The sequence below is a fragment of the Streptomyces sp. NPDC014882 genome, assembly GCF_043081325.1.
Classification (GTDB): domain Bacteria; phylum Actinomycetota; class Actinomycetes; order Streptomycetales; family Streptomycetaceae; genus Streptomyces.
On the sequence record NZ_JBIBWL010000018.1, the window covers coordinates 37426 to 54646 of the forward strand.

The 17221-nt window shown below is 73.6% G+C and carries 18 protein-coding genes; 10 read left to right on the top strand and 8 right to left on the bottom strand.

Going from position 1 to position 17221, the window contains the following annotated elements; translation table 11 throughout:
• The first annotated feature begins 3 nt into the window (after positions 1 to 3).
• Both ACF09K_RS30455 and ACF09K_RS30460 read left to right on the top strand, forming a co-directional pair.
• Positions 4 to 1347: a M1 family metallopeptidase gene (locus ACF09K_RS30455; RefSeq protein WP_392248538.1), complete on the top strand. Its 1344-nt coding sequence runs from the start codon at positions 4 to 6 to the stop codon at positions 1345 to 1347.
• A 26-nt stretch (positions 1348 to 1373) separates the two neighbouring features.
• Positions 1374 to 1748 (top strand): YchJ family protein, encoded by a 375-nt coding sequence (locus tag ACF09K_RS30460; RefSeq protein WP_392248539.1) that lies wholly within the window; start codon positions 1374 to 1376, stop codon positions 1746 to 1748.
• A 68-nt stretch (positions 1749 to 1816) separates the two neighbouring features.
• On the opposite strand, the gene ACF09K_RS30465 is transcribed toward ACF09K_RS30460, so the two are convergent.
• Positions 1817 to 2518: a FadR/GntR family transcriptional regulator gene (locus ACF09K_RS30465; protein WP_392248540.1), complete on the bottom strand. Its 702-nt coding sequence runs from the start codon at positions 2516 to 2518 to the stop codon at positions 1817 to 1819.
• Positions 2519 to 2648: 130 nt separating this feature from the next.
• Between ACF09K_RS30465 and ACF09K_RS30470 the strand changes: the two genes are divergently transcribed.
• Together ACF09K_RS30470 and ACF09K_RS30475 are read left to right on the top strand one after the other, a co-directional pair.
• Positions 2649 to 3167: a gluconokinase gene (locus ACF09K_RS30470; protein WP_392248541.1), complete on the top strand. Its 519-nt coding sequence runs from the start codon at positions 2649 to 2651 to the stop codon at positions 3165 to 3167.
• Between the two features lie 88 nt (positions 3168 to 3255).
• Positions 3256 to 4653 (top strand): gluconate:H+ symporter, encoded by a 1398-nt coding sequence (locus tag ACF09K_RS30475; RefSeq protein ID WP_392248542.1) that lies wholly within the window; start codon positions 3256 to 3258, stop codon positions 4651 to 4653.
• Positions 4654 to 4759: 106 nt separating this feature from the next.
• On the opposite strand, the gene ACF09K_RS30480 is transcribed toward ACF09K_RS30475, so the two are convergent.
• The 3 genes from ACF09K_RS30480 to ACF09K_RS30490 all read right to left on the bottom strand — a co-directional run bounded on the left by ACF09K_RS30480 (position 4760) and on the right by ACF09K_RS30490 (position 7430).
• Positions 4760 to 5425 carry a cytochrome b/b6 domain-containing protein gene (locus ACF09K_RS30480; RefSeq protein WP_392248543.1) on the bottom strand — a complete coding sequence of 222 codons (666 nt, stop codon included), beginning with the start codon at positions 5423 to 5425 and terminating at the stop codon, positions 4760 to 4762.
• Positions 5409 to 6134 (bottom strand): molybdopterin-dependent oxidoreductase, encoded by a 726-nt coding sequence (locus ACF09K_RS30485; RefSeq protein WP_392248544.1) that lies wholly within the window; start codon positions 6132 to 6134, stop codon positions 5409 to 5411. The genes ACF09K_RS30480 and ACF09K_RS30485 overlap by 17 nt, the downstream gene beginning before the upstream one ends.
• Positions 6135 to 6341: 207 nt before the next feature.
• Positions 6342 to 7430 (bottom strand): hypothetical protein, encoded by a 1089-nt coding sequence (locus ACF09K_RS30490; RefSeq protein WP_392248545.1) that lies wholly within the window; start codon positions 7428 to 7430, stop codon positions 6342 to 6344.
• A 438-nt stretch (positions 7431 to 7868) separates the two neighbouring features.
• On the opposite strand from ACF09K_RS30490, the gene ACF09K_RS30495 reads away from it, so the two are divergent.
• The 4 genes from ACF09K_RS30495 (at position 7869) to ACF09K_RS30510 (ending at position 10260) form a co-directional block, all read left to right on the top strand.
• Positions 7869 to 8762, top strand: coding sequence for a DMT family transporter (locus ACF09K_RS30495; RefSeq protein ID WP_392248546.1), 894 nt, complete (start codon positions 7869 to 7871; stop codon positions 8760 to 8762).
• A gap of 187 nt (positions 8763 to 8949) precedes the next feature.
• Positions 8950 to 9498 carry an NUDIX hydrolase gene (locus ACF09K_RS30500; RefSeq protein ID WP_392248547.1) on the top strand — a complete coding sequence of 183 codons (549 nt, stop codon included), beginning with the start codon at positions 8950 to 8952 and terminating at the stop codon, positions 9496 to 9498.
• Between the two features lie 10 nt (positions 9499 to 9508).
• Positions 9509 to 9901: a YidH family protein gene (locus ACF09K_RS30505; protein ID WP_392248548.1), complete on the top strand. Its 393-nt coding sequence runs from the start codon at positions 9509 to 9511 to the stop codon at positions 9899 to 9901.
• A 47-nt stretch (positions 9902 to 9948) separates the two neighbouring features.
• Positions 9949 to 10260, top strand: coding sequence for a DUF202 domain-containing protein (locus ACF09K_RS30510; RefSeq protein WP_392248649.1), 312 nt, complete (start codon positions 9949 to 9951; stop codon positions 10258 to 10260).
• A gap of 106 nt (positions 10261 to 10366) precedes the next feature.
• Here ACF09K_RS30510 and ACF09K_RS30515 read toward each other — a convergent pair whose 3' ends face one another.
• Positions 10367 to 11314, bottom strand: a complete 948-nt coding sequence (locus tag ACF09K_RS30515) for an NADP-dependent oxidoreductase (protein WP_392248549.1) — start codon at positions 11312 to 11314, stop codon at positions 10367 to 10369.
• Between the two features lie 235 nt (positions 11315 to 11549).
• On the opposite strand from ACF09K_RS30515, the gene ACF09K_RS30520 reads away from it, so the two are divergent.
• Together ACF09K_RS30520 and ACF09K_RS30525 are read left to right on the top strand one after the other, a co-directional pair.
• Positions 11550 to 12572, top strand: a complete 1023-nt coding sequence (locus ACF09K_RS30520; protein ID WP_392248550.1) for a phosphotransferase family protein — start codon at positions 11550 to 11552, stop codon at positions 12570 to 12572.
• A 4-nt stretch (positions 12573 to 12576) separates the two neighbouring features.
• Positions 12577 to 13800: an acyl-CoA dehydrogenase family protein gene (locus tag ACF09K_RS30525; RefSeq protein ID WP_392248551.1), complete on the top strand. Its 1224-nt coding sequence runs from the start codon at positions 12577 to 12579 to the stop codon at positions 13798 to 13800.
• 145 nt (positions 13801 to 13945) lie between these two features.
• Here the strand turns inward: ACF09K_RS30525 and ACF09K_RS30530 are convergent, their stop codons facing one another.
• The 3 genes from ACF09K_RS30530 to ACF09K_RS30540 are packed head-to-tail and all read right to left on the bottom strand — an operon-like array spanning position 13946 to position 16993.
• Complete coding sequence (locus tag ACF09K_RS30530) at positions 13946 to 14539, bottom strand: TetR/AcrR family transcriptional regulator (RefSeq protein ID WP_392248552.1); 594 nt, start codon at positions 14537 to 14539, stop codon at positions 13946 to 13948.
• 25 nt (positions 14540 to 14564) lie between these two features.
• Positions 14565 to 16232, bottom strand: a complete 1668-nt coding sequence (locus tag ACF09K_RS30535; RefSeq protein ID WP_392248553.1) for a class I adenylate-forming enzyme family protein — start codon at positions 16230 to 16232, stop codon at positions 14565 to 14567.
• Positions 16229 to 16993, bottom strand: coding sequence for an SDR family oxidoreductase (locus ACF09K_RS30540; RefSeq protein ID WP_392248554.1), 765 nt, complete (start codon positions 16991 to 16993; stop codon positions 16229 to 16231). The genes ACF09K_RS30535 and ACF09K_RS30540 overlap by 4 nt, the downstream gene beginning before the upstream one ends.
• Between the last annotated feature and the right edge of the window lie 228 nt (positions 16994 to 17221).

A 17221-nucleotide genomic window follows, 5' to 3' on the forward strand; every position in this document is an offset into this window, starting at 1 on the left:
GCAGTGGCAGTTCAGCAGGCAGACGGGGCGGACCCGTACTTCCCGGCCAACGGTGATTCCCGGTACCGGGTGCACCGCTACGAGCTCACGCTGGACTACCGGCCCGGGCCGAACCGGCTCTCGGGCACCGCCCGGATCAACGCGATAGCCGGGCGTGCGCCGCTCGCCGAGTTCCAGCTCAACCTGGCCGACTTCAGGATCGGCCGGGTCCGGGTGGACGGCCGGCAGGCGCACTACACGCACCGCGGCGGCAGGCTGCGCGTCCGGCCCGCCAAGGCGCTGCGGGCCGGGGCCGCGTTCACCGTCGAGGTGCACTGGGCGGGCAACCCCAAGCCGGTCGGCAGTCCCTGGGGCGGGATCGGCTGGGAGGAGCTGGCCGACGGGGCGCTGGTGGCGAGCCAGCCCGTCGGGGCGCCGTCCTGGTACCCGTGCAACGACCGGCCCGCCGACAAGGCGTCGTACCAGATATCGGTCACGACGCCGTCGGCGTACGCGGTGGTGGCTGGTGGCCGGCTGCTGACCCGGACGACGAAGGCGTCCACGACGACCTGGGTGTACGAGCAGTCCGCGCCGACGTCGAGCTATCTGGTCGGGCTGTCGATCGGCAAGTACCAGACGGTGCTGCTCGGTGATCCGGGGCTCGGCGGGGTGCCGCAGCACGGGCACATCCCGGCGCACCTGCTGCCGGAGTTCTCGCGGGACTTCGCGCGCCAGCCGGGCATGATGCACCTCTTCCAACAGCTCTTCGGGCCCTACCCGTTCGACGAGTACGCGGTCGTGGTGACCGAGGAGGAACTCGACGTGCCCGTCGAGGCGCAGGGGTTGTCGCTGTTCGGCTCCAACCACGTGGACGGGGCGCGGGGTTCGGAGCGGCTGGTGGCGCACGAGCTGGCGCACCAGTGGTTCGGCAACAGCGTGTCCATCGCCGACTGGCGGCACATCTGGCTGAACGAGGGCTTCGCCAAGTACGCGGAGTGGCTGTGGTCGGAGCGCTCGGGCGGGCGTACGGCGCAGCAACTGGCCGCCGTCGCGCACCGGTCGCTCTCCGCCCTGCCGCAGGACCTGAGGCTGGCCGACCCCGGCCGCAAGTCGATGTTCGACGACCGGCTCTACGAGCGGGGCGGGCTCACCGTGCACGCGTTGCGCTGCGCGCTGGGCGACGAGGCGTTCTTCCGGATGCTGCGCGCCTGGCTCGGTCTGCACCGCGGCGGCGCGGTCACGACGTCGGTCTTCACGGCCCACGCGGCGCGGTTCGCGGCCGAACCGCTGGACGACCTGTTCGACGCGTGGCTGTACGCGACGGCGCTGCCGCCGCTGCCGCGGGCCGACACGCGGGCGGCCGTCTGAGAGGTGCGTCCAGCACAATGGCCGTCATGAGCACGCGTAACTGCCCCTGCGGGCTGTCCGGGACCTATGCGGAGTGCTGCGGCCGCTTCCACTCCGGCGCCGCCGCGCCGACCGCCGAGGCGTTGATGCGGTCGCGGTACAGCGCCTTCGTGCGGGGCGACGCGGGGTACCTGCTGCGGACCTGGCATCCGCGGACCCGGCCGGGGCGGCTGGACCTCGATCCGGGGACGCGGTGGACGGGGCTGGAGATCCTCGACACGGTCGACGGGTCGGCGTTCCACGCCACCGGGGTCGTGGAGTTCCGGGCCTCCTACCGGGGCGGCGCGCTGCGGGAGCGGAGCCGCTTCGAGCGGGTGGCGGGGGCCTGGACGTACGTGGACGGGGAGTTCCCGGAGGGATAGGGCCGCGCCCGCACGGGGCGCGGTGGCGGTGGCTGGGCGCGAGACGGGGGGCGGGATCCAGGGGAGCGCTACGGCGCCAGGATGTCGAGTTCCTGGAGCGCGCCGACCGTGATCTCGCGCGTCAGCTTCTCCGCGCGGTCCGCGTCGCGCTCGCGCACCGCCTCGGCGACCTGTACGTGCAGGGTGACGGCGGCCGGGTCGGGGTCGTCGAACATGACCTCGTGGTGGGTGCGGCCCGAGAGGACCTCCGCGACGACGTCCCCGAGGCGGGCGAACATCTCGTTGCCGGAGGCCGTGAGGATCACGCGGTGGAAGGCCACGTCGTGGAGGAGGTAGCCCTCGAGCCGGTGGCCGCGCGAGTTGGCCACCATGCCGAGCGCGCACTCGGTCAGTTCGGCGCACTGCTGCGCCGTGGCGTGGCGCGCCGCCAGGCCCGCCGCGACCGGTTCGATCGCCGACCGCAGGACGGTGAGCGAGCGCAGCTGGTGGGGGCGGTCGGCGCCGGCCAGCCGCCAGCGGATGACCTGCGGGTCGTAGACGTTCCACTCGGCCTTCGGGCGTACGGTCACGCCCACCCGGCGGCGGGACTCGACCAGGTGCATCGATTCCAGGACGCGGACCGCCTCGCGCATCACGGAGCGTGAGACGTCGAAGCGCTGGGCCAGTTCGTCGGTGCGCAGGACGCTGCCCGGGGGGTACGCGCCCGCGGTGATGGCGGGGCCGAGGGCGTCGAGTACACGGCCGTGCAGACCCCGGCCCGGAATGGTCATGCACTCAGCGTACGTGCCGCGTCACGGACTCGAAAAGTCAGACTTATTTGTCACAGACTCTTGAATTCGTCGTACCTAATGGGTTTCAGTGTCGTCGACATCAGGTGTCGAGGAAGACAGCGAGGCAGAGATGCGTACCCCTCACGTCGTCGTGGTGATGGGCGTCGCCGGCACGGGCAAGACCACCATCGGTCCGCTGCTCGCCGCCCGGCTGGGCGCTCCCTACGCCGAGGGCGACGACTTCCACCCGCCGGCCAACATCGCCAAGATGTCGGCCGGCACCCCGCTCGACGACGACGACAGGCGGCCGTGGCTCGACGCCATCGGCGACTGGGCGCACGGGCGGGCCGGGCTGGGCGGGGTCGTGAGCTGTTCGGCGCTGAAGCGGTCGTACCGCGACCGGCTCCGGGCCGCCGCCCCCGGGATCGTGTTCGTGCACCTCGCGGGTGACCGGGCGCTGATCGAGGACCGGATGGCGCACCGGCAGGGTCACTTCATGCCGACCGCGCTGCTGGACTCCCAGTTCGCCACGCTCCAGCCGCTCGCGGCGGACGAGGCGGGGGTCGCGGTCGACGTGACCGGGACGCCCGAGGAGATCACCGAACGCGCCGCGCGGGCGCTCGACGGGCTTCCCGACACCCGGCGGTAGCCGCCCCGCTCCCCCGGGGCGGCCGCCGTGTCAGCAGTACCGCAGTACCCCCTCTCCCCTATCCCCCGTAACGCGTAAGGGACCCCCCGTGACCAGACTCAGCGTCGAGATGCTGGCGGCGGACGGTGTCGAGCCGATCACCTCGGCCGGTCATGCCCAGCTGGGCATCGCCGTGCTGGCGGGCATCGCCGTCATCGTCCTGCTCATCACCAAGTTCAAGCTGCACGCCTTCCTGGCGCTGACCATCGGCTCGCTCGCGCTCGGCGCGTTCGCCGGGGCGCCGCTCGACAAGGCGATCGCCAGTTTCACCACCGGTCTCGGCGCCACGGTCGCCGGTGTGGGCGTGCTCATCGCGCTCGGCGCGATCCTCGGCAGGCTGCTCGCCGACTCCGGCGGCGCCGACCAGATCGTCGACACGATCCTCGCCAGGGCGGGCGGCCGGTCGATGCCGTGGGCGATGGTGCTGATCGCCTCGGTGATCGGTCTGCCCCTGTTCTTCGAGGTCGGCGTCGTCCTGCTGATCCCCGTCGTGCTGATGGTCGCCAAGCGCGGCAACTACTCGCTGATGCGCATCGGCATCCCGGCGCTGGCCGGTCTGTCCGTGATGCACGGCCTGGTCCCGCCGCACCCCGGTCCGCTGGTCGCGATCGACGCCGTGGACGCCAACCTGGGCGTGACGCTCGCGCTGGGCGTGCTGGTCGCCGTCCCGACGGTGATCATCGCCGGTCCGGTGTTCTCCCGGTACGCCGCCCGCTGGGTGGACGTCCCCGCCCCGGACCGGATGATCCCGCAGCGGCCCTCCGAGGACCTGGAGAAGCGTCCGGGCTTCGGGATCACCCTGGTGACGATCCTGCTGCCGGTCGTGATGATGCTCGCCAAGGCGCTCGTCGACATCGTCGTGGACGACCCCGAGAACACCGTGCAGCGTGTGTTCGACGTCGTCGGCTCCCCGCTGATCGCCCTGCTCACCGCCGTCGTCGTCGGCATGTTCACCCTCGGCCGGGCGGCCGGCTTCACCAAGGACCGGATCTCCTCCACGGTCGAGAAGTCCCTCGCCCCCATCGCCGGCATCCTGCTGATCGTCGGCGCGGGCGGCGGCTTCAAGCAGACGCTGATCGACTCCGGTGTGGGCCGGATGGTCCTGGAGATCTCCGAGGACTGGTCGATCCCGGCCCTGCTGCTGGCCTGGCTGATCGCGGTGGCGATCCGGCTGGCGACCGGCTCGGCGACCGTGGCGACGATCTCGGCGGCCGGCCTGGTCGCGCCGCTCGCCGCCGACATGTCGACCGCGCACACCGCCCTGCTGGTCCTGGCGATCGGCGCCGGCTCGCTGTTCTTCAGCCACGTCAACGACGCCGGCTTCTGGCTGGTGAAGGAGTACTTCGGCCTGAGCGTCGGCCAGAACATCAAGACCTGGTCGGTCATGGAGACCATCATCTCGGTGGTCGCCGGCGGCCTGGTCCTGCTGCTCTCCCTGGTCATATAGGGGTCGTACGGGCCCCTGGCCGCGCAGGCCCGCGGTCACGCAGGTCCGCGGTCGCACAGGTCCACGGTCACGCAGGTCCGCGGTCGCACAGGCCCGCGGGAAGGGTTCACCCGCTGTCGGCATCGGCGGCCGTACGGTTCGCCGGCGGTCGGCGGTGCCACAGCGGGTGCTCCCGTTCCGCCCACTCCGGGCTCACCGATCCGGTGCGCATGCCGCGGCGGGCCTCCGGGTCGCCGAGGGCCATGCCGATGTGACCGGCCAGGACGACGCCGACGGCGAGTGCCAGCCAGTCGTGCACGAAGGTCGCGCTGGTCCGCCACACGAGCGGGGTCAGGCGGGTGAACCACATGAGGAGCCCGGTGCCGAGCATCACCACGGTGGCCCCGGCGATCCACGCGGCGTAGACCTTCTGGCCCGCGTTGAACTTGCCCGCCGGTCTGGACTCCCGTCGCCGGTCGCGGCGCAGGGCCGCGCGCAGCCAGCGGCGGTCGTGCGGGCCGAAGCGGTTCAGGCGGCCGAGGTCGGCGCGGAACGCGCGGGAGAGGAGTCCCGCCAGGACGGGCACGGGCAGGGCGAGGCCGGACCACTCGTGGACCCGGACGACCAGTTCGCGGCGGCCGACGAGCTGCGCGAGCTGGGGGACGTAGAGGAAGGCCGCCGTCAGTACGCACACGCCCATGAGCAGGGCGGTCGTGCGGTGCACGAGGCGTTCGGCCGTGCTGAAGCGGCGGACGCGGGCGGTGGCGGGCGGCGCGTCAGCTCGTGGGTTCATCGTCCCGCCCGTTCGAACGGCCCACCCAGGCGTCGACGTCGTAGCCGCGCCGCTCCCAGTAGCCGGTCTCCACCTTCTCGGTGACGGTGATGCCCGAGAGCCACTTGGCGGACTTGTAGAAGTACATGGGCGCCACGTACAGGCGGACCGGGCCGCCGTGCTCGTGGGCGAGGTCCTCGTCCCGCATGCGCAGGGCGACCAGGACGTCGGGGCGGCGGGCCTGCGCGAGGGTGAGGCTCTCGGTGTAGGTGCCGTCGAAGCAGGTGAGGCGGACGGCGCCGGCGCGTGCGCGCACTCCGGCCGCGTCGAGCAGGACCGACAGCCGTACGCCTTCGAAGGGCGTCTCGGGCACCCGCCAGCCGGTGACGCACTGGACGTCCCTGACCAAGCGGGTCTGCGGCAGTGCCCTCAGGTCGGCCAGGGTGTGGGTGGCGGGGCGGTCGACCAGGCCGTCGACGGTCAGGCGGTAGTTGCCGGCGTTCCTGTGCGGTACGGAGGAGGCCACCGAGTAGTAGCGGAAGCCGCCCCCGTTGGGGAGCAGGTCGGTGAGGCCGGTGGGGTCCCTGTCGGCGGCACGGCCCAGGAAGTCCTCCAGGCCGCGCTGGAGGACGGGGGCGGCGACGACGCCGAGGGCGCCCAGGCCGAGCGTGCCGAGGAAGACGCGGCGGCCGACGGGGGTGCCGCGTTCCTCGGGTGTTTCGGAGGTCACACGTCCATTCGAGCACCCGGGGCCCGGGCGGGGCCAGGGAGGCGGGGCGGCCGTCAGGATTCCGTCATCACTTCCGGGCTTCCGGGCTTCCCGGACCCTCAGGTTCTCCGGGCTCCGGGCTCCGGGCCCTCAGGTTCCCCGGCTTCCGGGCTTTCCGTCGGCCGGTGCCGCGGGCGGCGCGGGCGCCGCCCCTCTCCTCCCCTCCCGTCATCTCCCCGGCCGCTCGTGGCCCAGCGCCGCCGTCCGGGCCGCGTGGAAGGCGGCGTACGGATCGCGGTCGGGGTAGGACCAGGGGGCCGGGGTGACGTGGTCGCCGATGCGGCGGAAGAGGGTCGCGGCCTCGGCGGGCAGGCCCTCGCAGAACTTGGCGTGGGCGAGGAAGTTCAGGTCGACCAGGAGGCGGGGGTGACCGTCGTGCTCCCACTCCAGCCACCAGTCGAAGGCCGCCTTCATCACGTCGGCGGCCCGGTGGTCGCGCCAGTGCAGGGCCGTCGTCGGGTCGGCGGGGGCGTGGCCGCGGAGGGCCAGGGCACGGTAGCGCTCGGCGTGCGCGACGATCGGGAGGATGGCCAGCGGGGAGTCGGCGGGCGCCTGCTCGGCCGCCCAGGCGGCGAAGTCGTACACCTCGTGCAGCGGGTCCGGGCCGGCGTCGGCGCGGCGCTCGGCGAGCAGGGCGATCATCCGGTGGTGGGCGTGGTGATGGTCGCGGTGCCGGGCCCGGACCTCTTCGAAGATCCGCACGGCGTCGGCGGTGCCCTCGCGCTCCAGCATCAGCAGGCCGAGCCAGGGGGTGGGGTCGGCGGGCGCCGCCGCGGCGGCGGCCCGGCAGGCGGCGCGGGCGGCGGCCGGGGTCTGCCTGCCGCGCAGGGCGCGCCTGACCTGGGCCAGGGCGAGCAGGACCGCGGCGTCGGCGGAGTCGGGCTCGGCGACCAGCCACGCGTGGGCCCAGGCGGCCGCGTACGGTTCGAGGGCGAGGACGGTGATGCGGTGTCCGCGCCGGTCCCAGTCGTCGCCGGTGCGGGCGAGCAGCGAACGGGCGGCCTGCCGACGGCCCTGGGACAGTGCGGCGCGGGCGGAGACCAGCTCGGTGTCGTCGAGCGCGGCTCTGTCCGGCTCGGTGTGATCGAACTGGGTGCGGTCGAGCGCGGCGCCGTCCGGCTCGGTGTGATCGAGCGCGGCGCCGTCGAGCGCGGCGTGATCGAATGCGGCGCCGTCGCGCATCGCGCCGACGGTCTCGGCCGGACGTTCCTGGCGCCGGGCCTGGCGCCGGGGCTGGGACAACGGGGTTCGGGGCACCGCGGGACTTCCTCATCCTCCTCGGTGACGGGCCGGGCAGGCGGCCGCGCACGTCTCGGGCGGCGGGCCCGTCATCGGCCCGCAAGCGACCGATCACCCACAGCAAACCCCCGGCCGGCGCCCACCGTCAAGCGCCGGGGTCACATGACAAACGTCAACTCCCCTCACCGACAGGGCACTTGACCGGCCCCATGGCTGGTCGCAGCGGAGGGCCGGGGGACGAATGTGGCGTACGCCATGGCGCGGTCCGCTCCGGTCCCGCAGCATGGCTGTACGGTCGCTCCGCGCCGCCCCCGGTGCCGCGACCGCGTGAGGCGCCCGTGAGCGGGCACCCACCGAGGTACACATTCCGGGCACTCCGGGGCGCCGAGCGCGCCGGGAGGCCACCTTCGGTCACTCCCCACCCCGTGGCCCGACCCGATGATCGAGGTACGCAGCGTGTCGGTTCTGGTTCTGGTTCTCGCCGTGAGCGCCGCCTGCTGCCTGGGCTTCGGATTCGTCCTCCAGCAGAACGCGGCCCAGAAGGCGCCTCTCGGCGACTTCCTCTCGCCCCGGCTGCTGCTCGACCTGATGCGCGTGCCGCGCTGGCTCGGCGGCATCGGGCTGATGGTGGCCGGCATGGCGCTCGGCGCCGTCGCCCTGAGCCAGGGCGAGCTGTCCCTGGTCGAGCCGCTCCTCGCGACGAACCTGCTGTTCGCCCTGGCCCTCTCCCGCCGTCAGAGCAGGCAGCCGCTGGGCCGGCAGGGCTGGTCGGGCCTGCTGCTGCTCGCGGGCGGGGTGAGCGCGTTCATCGTGGCGGGCGAGCCGCGCGGCGGCACGGCACTCTCCGATCCGCTGCGGCAGTGGCTGATCATCGGCGTGATGGTCGGCCTGGCCGTGCTGCTCACCGCGTACGCCAAACGTTCCCGGCTGTCCGCGGCCCCGGTGCTGCTGGCCCTCGCGGCCGGGCTGCTCTACGGCGTCCAGGACGCCCTGACCCGGGTCAGCGGGGAACGCTTCTCCGAGGGCGGCCTCGTCGAACTGCTCACCGGCTGGCAGCCGTACGCCGTGCTGGCGCTCGGGGTGACCGGCCTGGTACTGGTGCAGAGCGCGTTCGAGACGGCGCCGCTGCGGATGTCGCTGCCCGCGCTGACCGCCGCCCAGCCGCTGGCCGGGATCATCTGCGGGGTGGGCTTCCTCGGGGACCGGCTGCGCACCGACACGGGCGCGCTGGCCTGGGAGGCGGCGGGACTCGCGGCGGTCGTCGGCGGCATCATGCTGCTCGGGCTGCACCCGGCGATGCCGCAGGGCGGCGCCCCGCGCGAACGGATGCCCGACCTCCAGCCGCTCTGACCGTTCCCGTGGGCCGAGCGGGGGTGGGCCCTCCCGGCCGCACACTCCGCACACCCCGGACGCCCTGCCCCGTGGCCGCCCCGGCCTCCGGCGGCTCCGCCGCCCTCGCCGTCCTGGTCGTCCCGTTCATCCTGTTCCTCCGGATCGTTCCGGTCGCCCGGCCGCCCGCCCCTGCTTGGATGGGCGCATGAGCGCTGCTGACGAGATCCTCGACGTCGTCGACGAACACGACCGGGTGGTGGGCCGCCTGCCGCGCGGGCAGGTGTACGACCAGGGCCTGCGCCACCGCTGCGTCTTCGTCCGGGCCAGGGATGCCGAGGGCCGCCTCTTCGTCCACCGCCGCACCCCCACCAAGCTGGTCTTCCCCTCGCTCCACGACATGTTCGTCGGCGGAGTGGTCGGCGCGGGCGAGAGCTACGACGACGCGGCCCTGCGCGAGGCCGAGGAGGAACTCGGCGTGAGCGGCCTGCCGCGCCCGGAGTTCCTCCTCAAGTTCCTCTACGACGGCGGCGCCCGCGGGAGCTGGTGGTCGGCCGTGTACGAGGTGCGCTGCGAGCTGCCGGTGAACCCCCAGGTGGAGGAGGTCGCCTGGCACGCCTTCCTCACCGAGGAGGAGGTCGAGGGCCGCCTGCGCGACTGGGAGTGGGTGCCGGACGGCCTCGCGGCGTACGAACGGCTCAGGGCGCTGCGGGCGGCGGACCGGGGCCCGGGGGGCGCGGGGACGGACGCCGGGTAGGGTCCGGCAGGTGAGCGAGTTCGTGCGGAACGTCCGGCTGTGGTTCGCGCCCGAAGAGGTCCGGCGGGAGGGGGAGACGCCCGACTACCGGTTCTCGCTGGCCAACGAGCGCACCTTCCTGGCCTGGCTGCGGACCGCGCTGGCGCTGGTCGGCGGCGGGTTCGCAGTGGACCAGTTCCTGCCGGACCTGCGCTGGGGGTGGCGGGTCGGGCTGGCCCTCGCGCTGCTGGGGGCGGGCGTGCTGTGCGCCCTGCGGGCGGTGAACCACTGGGTGCTCTGCGAGCGGGCCATGCGGCGGGGGGAGGACCTGCCGGTGTCGCGCTTCCCCGCGCTGCTCGGCGTGGTGGTCGCCGTGGTGGCCGTCACGATGGTCGTCGCCGTGCTGCTCGGATGGGAGGGGTGACCGCGTGGGAGGGATGAGCGCGTGGGAGGGATGAGCGCGTGGGAGGGATGACCGGCGACCGCGATCCCGGGCTCCAGCCGGAGCGGACCCGGCTCGCCTGGCGGCGTACGACGCTGTCGGCGACCGCGGCCGCCGTGCTCGGGGCGAAGGCGGCGCTGCAGGACGGCGCGTCGGCGCCCGCGGTCACCGCGTGCGTGGCGTGCTGCCTGCTCTGGCTGGTTCTCCTCGTCCTGGCCCACCACCGCATCCGCGTGCTCGCGTCGACGGCGGCACCCCCGGCCCTGGCCCCCCGTCGCGCCGCCGCGGCGGTGCTGTGCACGGTGGCGCTGGCGCTGTGCGCGGTGGCGCTGGTGGGGTGAGCCTCCGCGTGAATCGCACGAGTGGCGAACACGCGGCCGCCGGCGCGATGCGCGGAGCGAGCCGCGGCGTGGACCGTGGTCGCGGCGGAGGGGTGTGCGCCCGGGCTCAGTCCTGCGTCTCGTCCGGCCAGCCCACCGTCACCACGATCTTTCCGCGGGTGCGGCCCTCCTCGTTCAGGCGGTAGGCGTCCGCCGTCCGTTCCAGGGGGAACGTCCGCGACACGTGGACCGACACCACGCCCTGCTCGGCCAGTTCCGCCAGGCGGGTGAGGTCCTCGGCGTCGGGACGCACGAAGGAGTAGCGGCCGCCGTAGTCGACGACGTCGCCGTCGGCGATCGACACCAGGCGGCCCTCGGGGGCCAGCAGGTTCGCGGAGGTCTTCAGGGTCTCCCCGCCGACCGTGTCGAAGGCCGCGTCCACGCCCTCCGGGGCGAGCCCCCGCACCCGTTCGGCCAGGCCCTCGCCGTAGGTGACGGGCTCGCCGCCCAGGGACCGTACGAAGTCGTGGTTCGCCTCGCTCGCCGTGCCGATCGCGCGGGCGCCCAGGTGGCGGGCGAGCTGCACGGCGATGGAGCCGACGCCGCCGGCGGCCGCGTGGATCAGGACGGTCTCGCCGCGCCTGACCCGGAGGTCCTTGTACAGGACCTGGTAGGCGGTGAGGCCGACCAGCGGCAGGCCCGCGGCCTCCTCCCAGGTGAGGTTGCGCGGCTTGCGGGCGAGGGTGCGCACCGGGGCGGCGACGTACTCGGCGAGGGTGCCACGGGAGAGGAAGTCCTCGCGGACGTAGCCGATCACCTCGTCGCCGACCGAGAACTCGGTGACCGCCGCGCCCGGCCGGACGACGACGCCGGAGACGTCCCAGCCGGGGATCACGGGGAAGACGGCGTCGAGGACCCCGTCGAGGTGGCCCGCCCGGCACTTCCAGTCGACGGGGTTGACGGCGGCCGCCCGCACCTTGACCAGCACGGTGTCGGGGCCGACCTTGGGGTCGCGGAGCTCCCCGTACTCGAGGACCTCGGGACCGCCGTACCGGCTGTAGCTGATGCCCTTCATGCCACCGACCCTCCGGGGTACTCGCACGCCACGCAAGCCGGACGCCCGGACACACGCCGTTCGCGTGGCAGCCCGTGCGGCGTCCTCCCCCGGTCGGCCGACGGCTCCCCGGCCCCTGCCCGGGGCCGTCGGCCTGTCGTGGCCCCGGTCACTTCGGGCACTCCCTCTGGACGTACATACCGACCGGTCGGCATCATAGGGCGGGTCCCCGTCCGCCCGCCCGTAGGAGCGATGTATGACCCCCGACCACCCGCCCGGACTCGACCTCGGCCGGCTGCGCGCCCTGCTCGACCGTGAGCGCCCCGGTCTGGTCGACGGCCCCCTCGCCGGCCGGCTGATCGAGGGCGGACGGTCGAACCTGACCTACGCGGTCGACGACGGGGCTTCCCGGTGGGTCGTCCGGCGGCCCCCGCTCGGGCACGTCCTGGCCACCGCGCACGACATGCGACGCGAGCACCGGGTGATCGCGGCCCTGCACCCGACCAGCGTGCCGGTGCCGCGTCCGGTGCTGCTGTGCGAGGACGAGGAGGTGCTGGGAGCGCCCTTCTACGTCATGGAGTTCGTCGAGGGCACCCCGTACCGCACGGCCGAGCAGCTCCTCCCGCTCGGCGCGGAGCGCACCCGCGGCGCGGTGCTGTCGCTCGTGGACACCCTGGTGGAGCTGCACGCGGTGGACCCGGCCGCGGTGGGCCTCGCCGACTTCGGCCGCCCCGAGGGCTTCCTCGACCGGCAGCTGCGCCGCTGGGGCAAGCAGCTGGACGCCTCCCGCAGCCGCGACCTGGCCGGCATCGACGAGCTGCACGCCGCGCTCGGCCGGTCGCTGCCCTCCTCCCCCGCCCCGGCGGTCGTGCACGGCGACTACCGGCTCGACAACGTCCTGATCGGCGAGGACGACACGATCCGGGCGATCCTCGACTGGGAGATGTCGACGCTCGGCGACCCGCTGACCGACCTGGGCCTGCTGGTGATGTACAGCGTGCCGCTGGAGGTCCCGCACTCCCCCGTCTCCACCACCGCCTCGGCCCCCGGGCACCCGTCCCCGGCCGAGCTGATCGAACGGTACGCCGCGCGCTCGGGGCGCGACGTGTCGGCCGTCTCCTGGTACACGGCGTTCGCCTGGTTCAAGCTCGCCGTGATCCTGGAGGGCATCCACTACCGCTACACGCTGGGCCAGACGGTGGGCCGCGGCTTCGACCGCATCGGCGAGCTGGTCCCCGTCTTCATCCACCACGGTCTGACCACTCTCCAGGAAGGCTGACGCCATGGACTTCGCGTTCGACGCGCGCACCGAGGAACTGCGTGCCAAGCTGCTCGCCTTCATGGACGAGCACGTCTACCCGGCCGAGGCGGTCGCCGAGGAGCAGCGGGCCCGGCTCGCCTCGCCGTGGGACACCCCGGCCGTGGTGGAGGAGCTGAAGGCCGAGGCCCGCCGCCAGGGGCTGTGGAACCTCTTCCTGCCCGACGCCGAGTACGGCGCCGGCCTCACGAACCTCCAGTACGCGCCGCTGGCCGAGATCACCGGCCGCTCCCCGCAGCTGGCGCCGACCGCGCTGAACTGCGCCGCGCCGGACACCGGCAACATGGAGGTGCTCGCGCAGTTCGGCGACGAGCGGCAGCGCAAGCAGTGGCTGGAGCCGCTGCTGGCGGGTGAGATCCGCTCGGCGTTCGCGATGACCGAGCCGGAGGTGGCCTCCTCCGACGCCACGAACATCACCACGCGCATCGAGCGAGCCTCCGACGGCGCGGACGAGTACGTCGTCACCGGCCGCAAGTGGTACATCTCCGGGGCGATGAACCCGGACTGCTCGATCTTCATCGTGATGGGCAAGACGGACCCCGACGGCTCCGACATCCGCCGTCAGCAGTCCATGGTGCTGGTGCCCCGGGACACGCCGGGGGTGACCGTCGAACGGGCGATGAAGGTCTTCGGCTACGAGGACCACTACCACGGCGGCCACGCCGAGGTGGTCTTCGACCACGCGCGCGTGCCGGTGACCAACCTGATCGGCGAGGAGGGCGGCGGTTTCGCCATCGCCCAGGCCCGGCTCGGTCCGGGCCGGATCCACCACTGCATGCGCCTGATCGGCATGGCCGAGCGGGCGATCGAGCTGATGTGCCGCCGGGCCGTCTCGCGCGAGGCGTTCGGCAAGGCGCTGGGGCAGCAGGGCGTGGTGCACAACTGGATCGCCGACGCGCGCGTGACGGTCGAGCAGCTGCGGCTGCTGGTCCTCAAGACGGCCTGGATGATGGACACGGTGGGCAACCGGGGGGCGCACAAGGAGATCCAGTCGATCAAGATCGCGACGCCGCGGGCGGTCGTGGACATCATCGACCGGGCGATCCAGCTGCACGGCGCGGGCGGCGTCAGCCAGGACTTCCCCCTGGCCGAGCTGTACGCCGGGGCGCGGACCCTGATGATCGCCGACGGCCCGGACGAGGTGCACCAGCGCTCCCTGGCGCGGCGGGAGCTGAAGAAGTACCTGTAGCGGCGGGCGGCAGGAGGAAGGCCCCGGCGACGCCGCCGGGGCCTTCCTCCTGCCTCATGGACCGCCGGCCGGTTCCAGGTCCGCCGACCGGTTCCGGGTCCGGGTCCGGGTCCGGGTCCGGGTCCGGGTCCGGGTCCGGCGAGCGTCAGGGGCGCAGCGCCCGCAGCAGCAGGTCGGCCAGGTGGTCGGCGACCTCCTGGGGGCTCATCGGGCCGTCCGGGCGGTACCAGGTCGACAGGTGGTGCACGGACCCGAAGTGGTAGTCCACGATCAGGTCGGCCGGGGTCGCCTTCGAGAAGACACCGCTCTCCTGGCCTTCCTCGATGAGGGCGCGGAACCGCTCGTGGTAGCGGCGGCGCTCGGCACGGACCTGCTTGTTCTTCTCGGGGCTGAGGTGGTGCATCGAGCGGAAGAAGATCGACGCGTCGTCGAGGTTCTCGATCGTGGTGACGACGACGTCGGCCGCGGCGCCCCGGAGCCGCTTGTCGATCGGCTCGTCGGCGTTCGCGAAGGCGTCCAGGCGTTCCTGCTGGACGCGCAGCACGCGCGCGTACACCTCGTGCAGGAGGTCGTCCTTGGAGCCGAAGTAGTGGTACAGCGCCCCCTTGGTGACGCCCGCCGCCTCGACGATCTCCTGGACCGAGGTGCGGTCGTAGCCCCGCTCCGCGAAGAGCCGGGTGGCGGCGGCGAGGAGCCGCTGCGGTACAGGAGCCTCTGCACCGTCCGTCGTCCTGGGCACTGCCGCCACCTGCCTTCCGTTCGCCTTACCTGCTGCCCTGCGTGCGGGAACGCAGTTCCCGCCGGAGGATCTTCCCACTCGCCGTCTTCGGCAGGTCGGGCAGGATCTCCACCTGCCGCGGATACTTGTAGGCGGCCAGTCTCTCCTTGCAGTACGCGGCGAGTTCGTCGGGCCCCGTCCCGGCGCCGGGACGCAGGCTGATGTACGCCTTCACGGTCTCCCCGCGGTACCCGTCGGGCACCCCGACGACGGCCGCCTCGCGCACCGCCGGGTGGGTGTACAGCACGTCCTCGACCTCGCGCGGCCAGACCTTGAAGCCGGACGCGTTGATCATGTCCTTCTTGCGGTCGACGACGTACAGCCAGCCCTGTTCGTCCATGAAGCCGATGTCGCCGGTGCGCAGCTCGCCGCCGGGGAAGGTCTCGGCGGTGGCGTCGGGGCGGCGCCAGTAGCCGGGCACCACCTGGGGACCGCGTACGACGATCTCGCCCTGTTCGCCGAAGGGCACCTCCTCGCCCCGGTCGTCGACGATGCGGACGACCGTGTCGGGGCCCGGCACGCCGACCGCGAGGGTCCCGGAGGCCGGGTCGACGGGCGCCTCCCGGTGGGGCGGGACGGAGGCGCAGGGGGCGGTGCACTCGGTGAGGCCGTAGCCGTTGCGGATGTACGGCCCGAAGCCGGCCCGGAACTTCTCCACCAGGGCCGGCGGCAGCGGGGCGCCGCCGGAGGAGATGTTCACGAAGGAGGAGAAGTGCTCGCGCGTGGCGGTCGGGTGGGCGGCCAGCGCCATGAAGGCGGTGGACGGGCCGACCGTGTAGTGCGGGCGGTGCTCGGCGAACGCCTCCAGGACGACGCCCGCCTCGAACCGGTACGTCAGGACGAGCGTGCCGGCGCTGTCGAGGCAGGCGCCGAGCTGGCAGACCATGCCGGTGATGTGGAACAGCGGCGCGAGCGCGTGGTAGACGGGCGCCTCGGGCAGGTGCAGGCCGGTGCGCTGCCGTTCGGCGTTGTACATGATGTTGGCGTGCGTGTTGGTGGCGCCCTTCGGCGCGCCGCTGGTGCCCGAGGTGTAGCTGATCAGGGCGGTGTCGGCGGCGGCCGGGTCGCGGTCGGCGGGCGCGGGGTGCCCGGCGCGGGCGACGGCGGTGAGGTCGTCGGCGTCACCGGCCTGCGGCAGCCGTTCGAAGCTGAGCACGCGCGTGTCGCCGCGGGTCTGGAAGTCCAGCTCGCACGCCGTCAGCACGATCCGCACCGGCGAGCCGGCGGCGGTCTCGCGCAGGTACGACTCCCAGGCGCGGTCGGCGCAGATCAGCGCGGCCACCTCGCCGTCCCGCAGGACGTGGGCGACCTCGCCCGACTTGTACATGGGGTTGACGGGGACGACGGTCGCGCCCGCCTTCCACGCGCCCAGCACGGCGAGCACGAAGTGGGGGGAGTTCTGGAGCAGGACGGCGACGCGGTCGCCCCTCTCCAGGCCGCGGGCCGCCAGGTGCCCGGCGACGGAGTCGCTCAGCTCGTCCGCCTCGCGGTAGGTGAGGCGGCCGTCGAAGTAGGTGAGGAAGACGCGGTCCGGGGCCTCGGCGGCGGACCGGCGCAGGGCGTGCACCAGGGAGTCGGCCGGGTCGACGGGGCCGCGCTGGGCCTCGTCGAGGAGGTCCAGCCAGGGTTTGGCGGCGTAGCGGGAGGCGGTCACCCGGCGGCCTCCCACTTCTGCTGGATGTGGTTCATGGTGGCCAGCCAGCGGTCGGGGTCACCGGCGCGGGCCTGGTAGTACCCGGCGACCTCGGGGTGCGGCAGGATCAGGAAGCGGTCCTCGGCCATCCCCGCGAAGAGGGCGTCGGCCACGTCCCGCGGCTCGATCGCGGTGGGCCTGAGCACGAGGTCGCCCGCGCTGCCGGTGGCGTCGAGCATGTCGGTGCGCACACCCTGGGGGCAGACGGCGTGGACCTTGATGCCGCGGTGGCGGTAGGTCAGCGACAGCCACTCGGCGAAGGCGTACGCGCCGTGCTTGGTCACGCTGTAGGGCGCGGCGCCGATCATGGTGAGCAGTCCGGCCGCGGAGACGGTGGAGACGAACCGGCCCGAGCCGCGCTCCAGCCAGTCGGGGATCAGGGCGTGCGCCGCCCGGACGTGGGCCATCACGTTGACGTCCCAGGCCAGCGCCCACACCGACTCGTCGGCCGCCTCGGAGCCGCCCGAGCCGACACCGGCGTTGGCGCAGTAGACGTCGACCGTGCCGCCGAGTGCCTCGCGGGCGTCCGCGACGATCGCGGAGGCGTCGCCCGGCACGGCGGTCCCGCCGATCTCCTCGGCGACGGCCTTCGCCCGGTCCGCGTCGAGGTCGTTGACGACGACCCGCGCCCCCTCGGCGGCGAAACGCCGGGCGAGCGCGGCCCCGATGCCGCCTCCCGCCCCGGTGACGACGACTCCAGCACCTCGAACGGCTTCCACCATCGATCTCCTTCGACCCGGCTCCGGCCTGACTTCCGGCCGTCAGACTAACCGGTCGGTATGTCTCGGGAAAGGGTCGGCGCAGCATGGGTGGGGAAGCGCGGGGCCGCACCACCCGGCTCCACGGCGGGACGCCGGGCGTCCCGCCCCCGGGGCGTGGGGCGAAGGGTCGCCGTCCGCCCGGAGGGCGGGCCCGGCGGCGTCCGGTGCGTGCGGTGCGTGCGGTGCGTG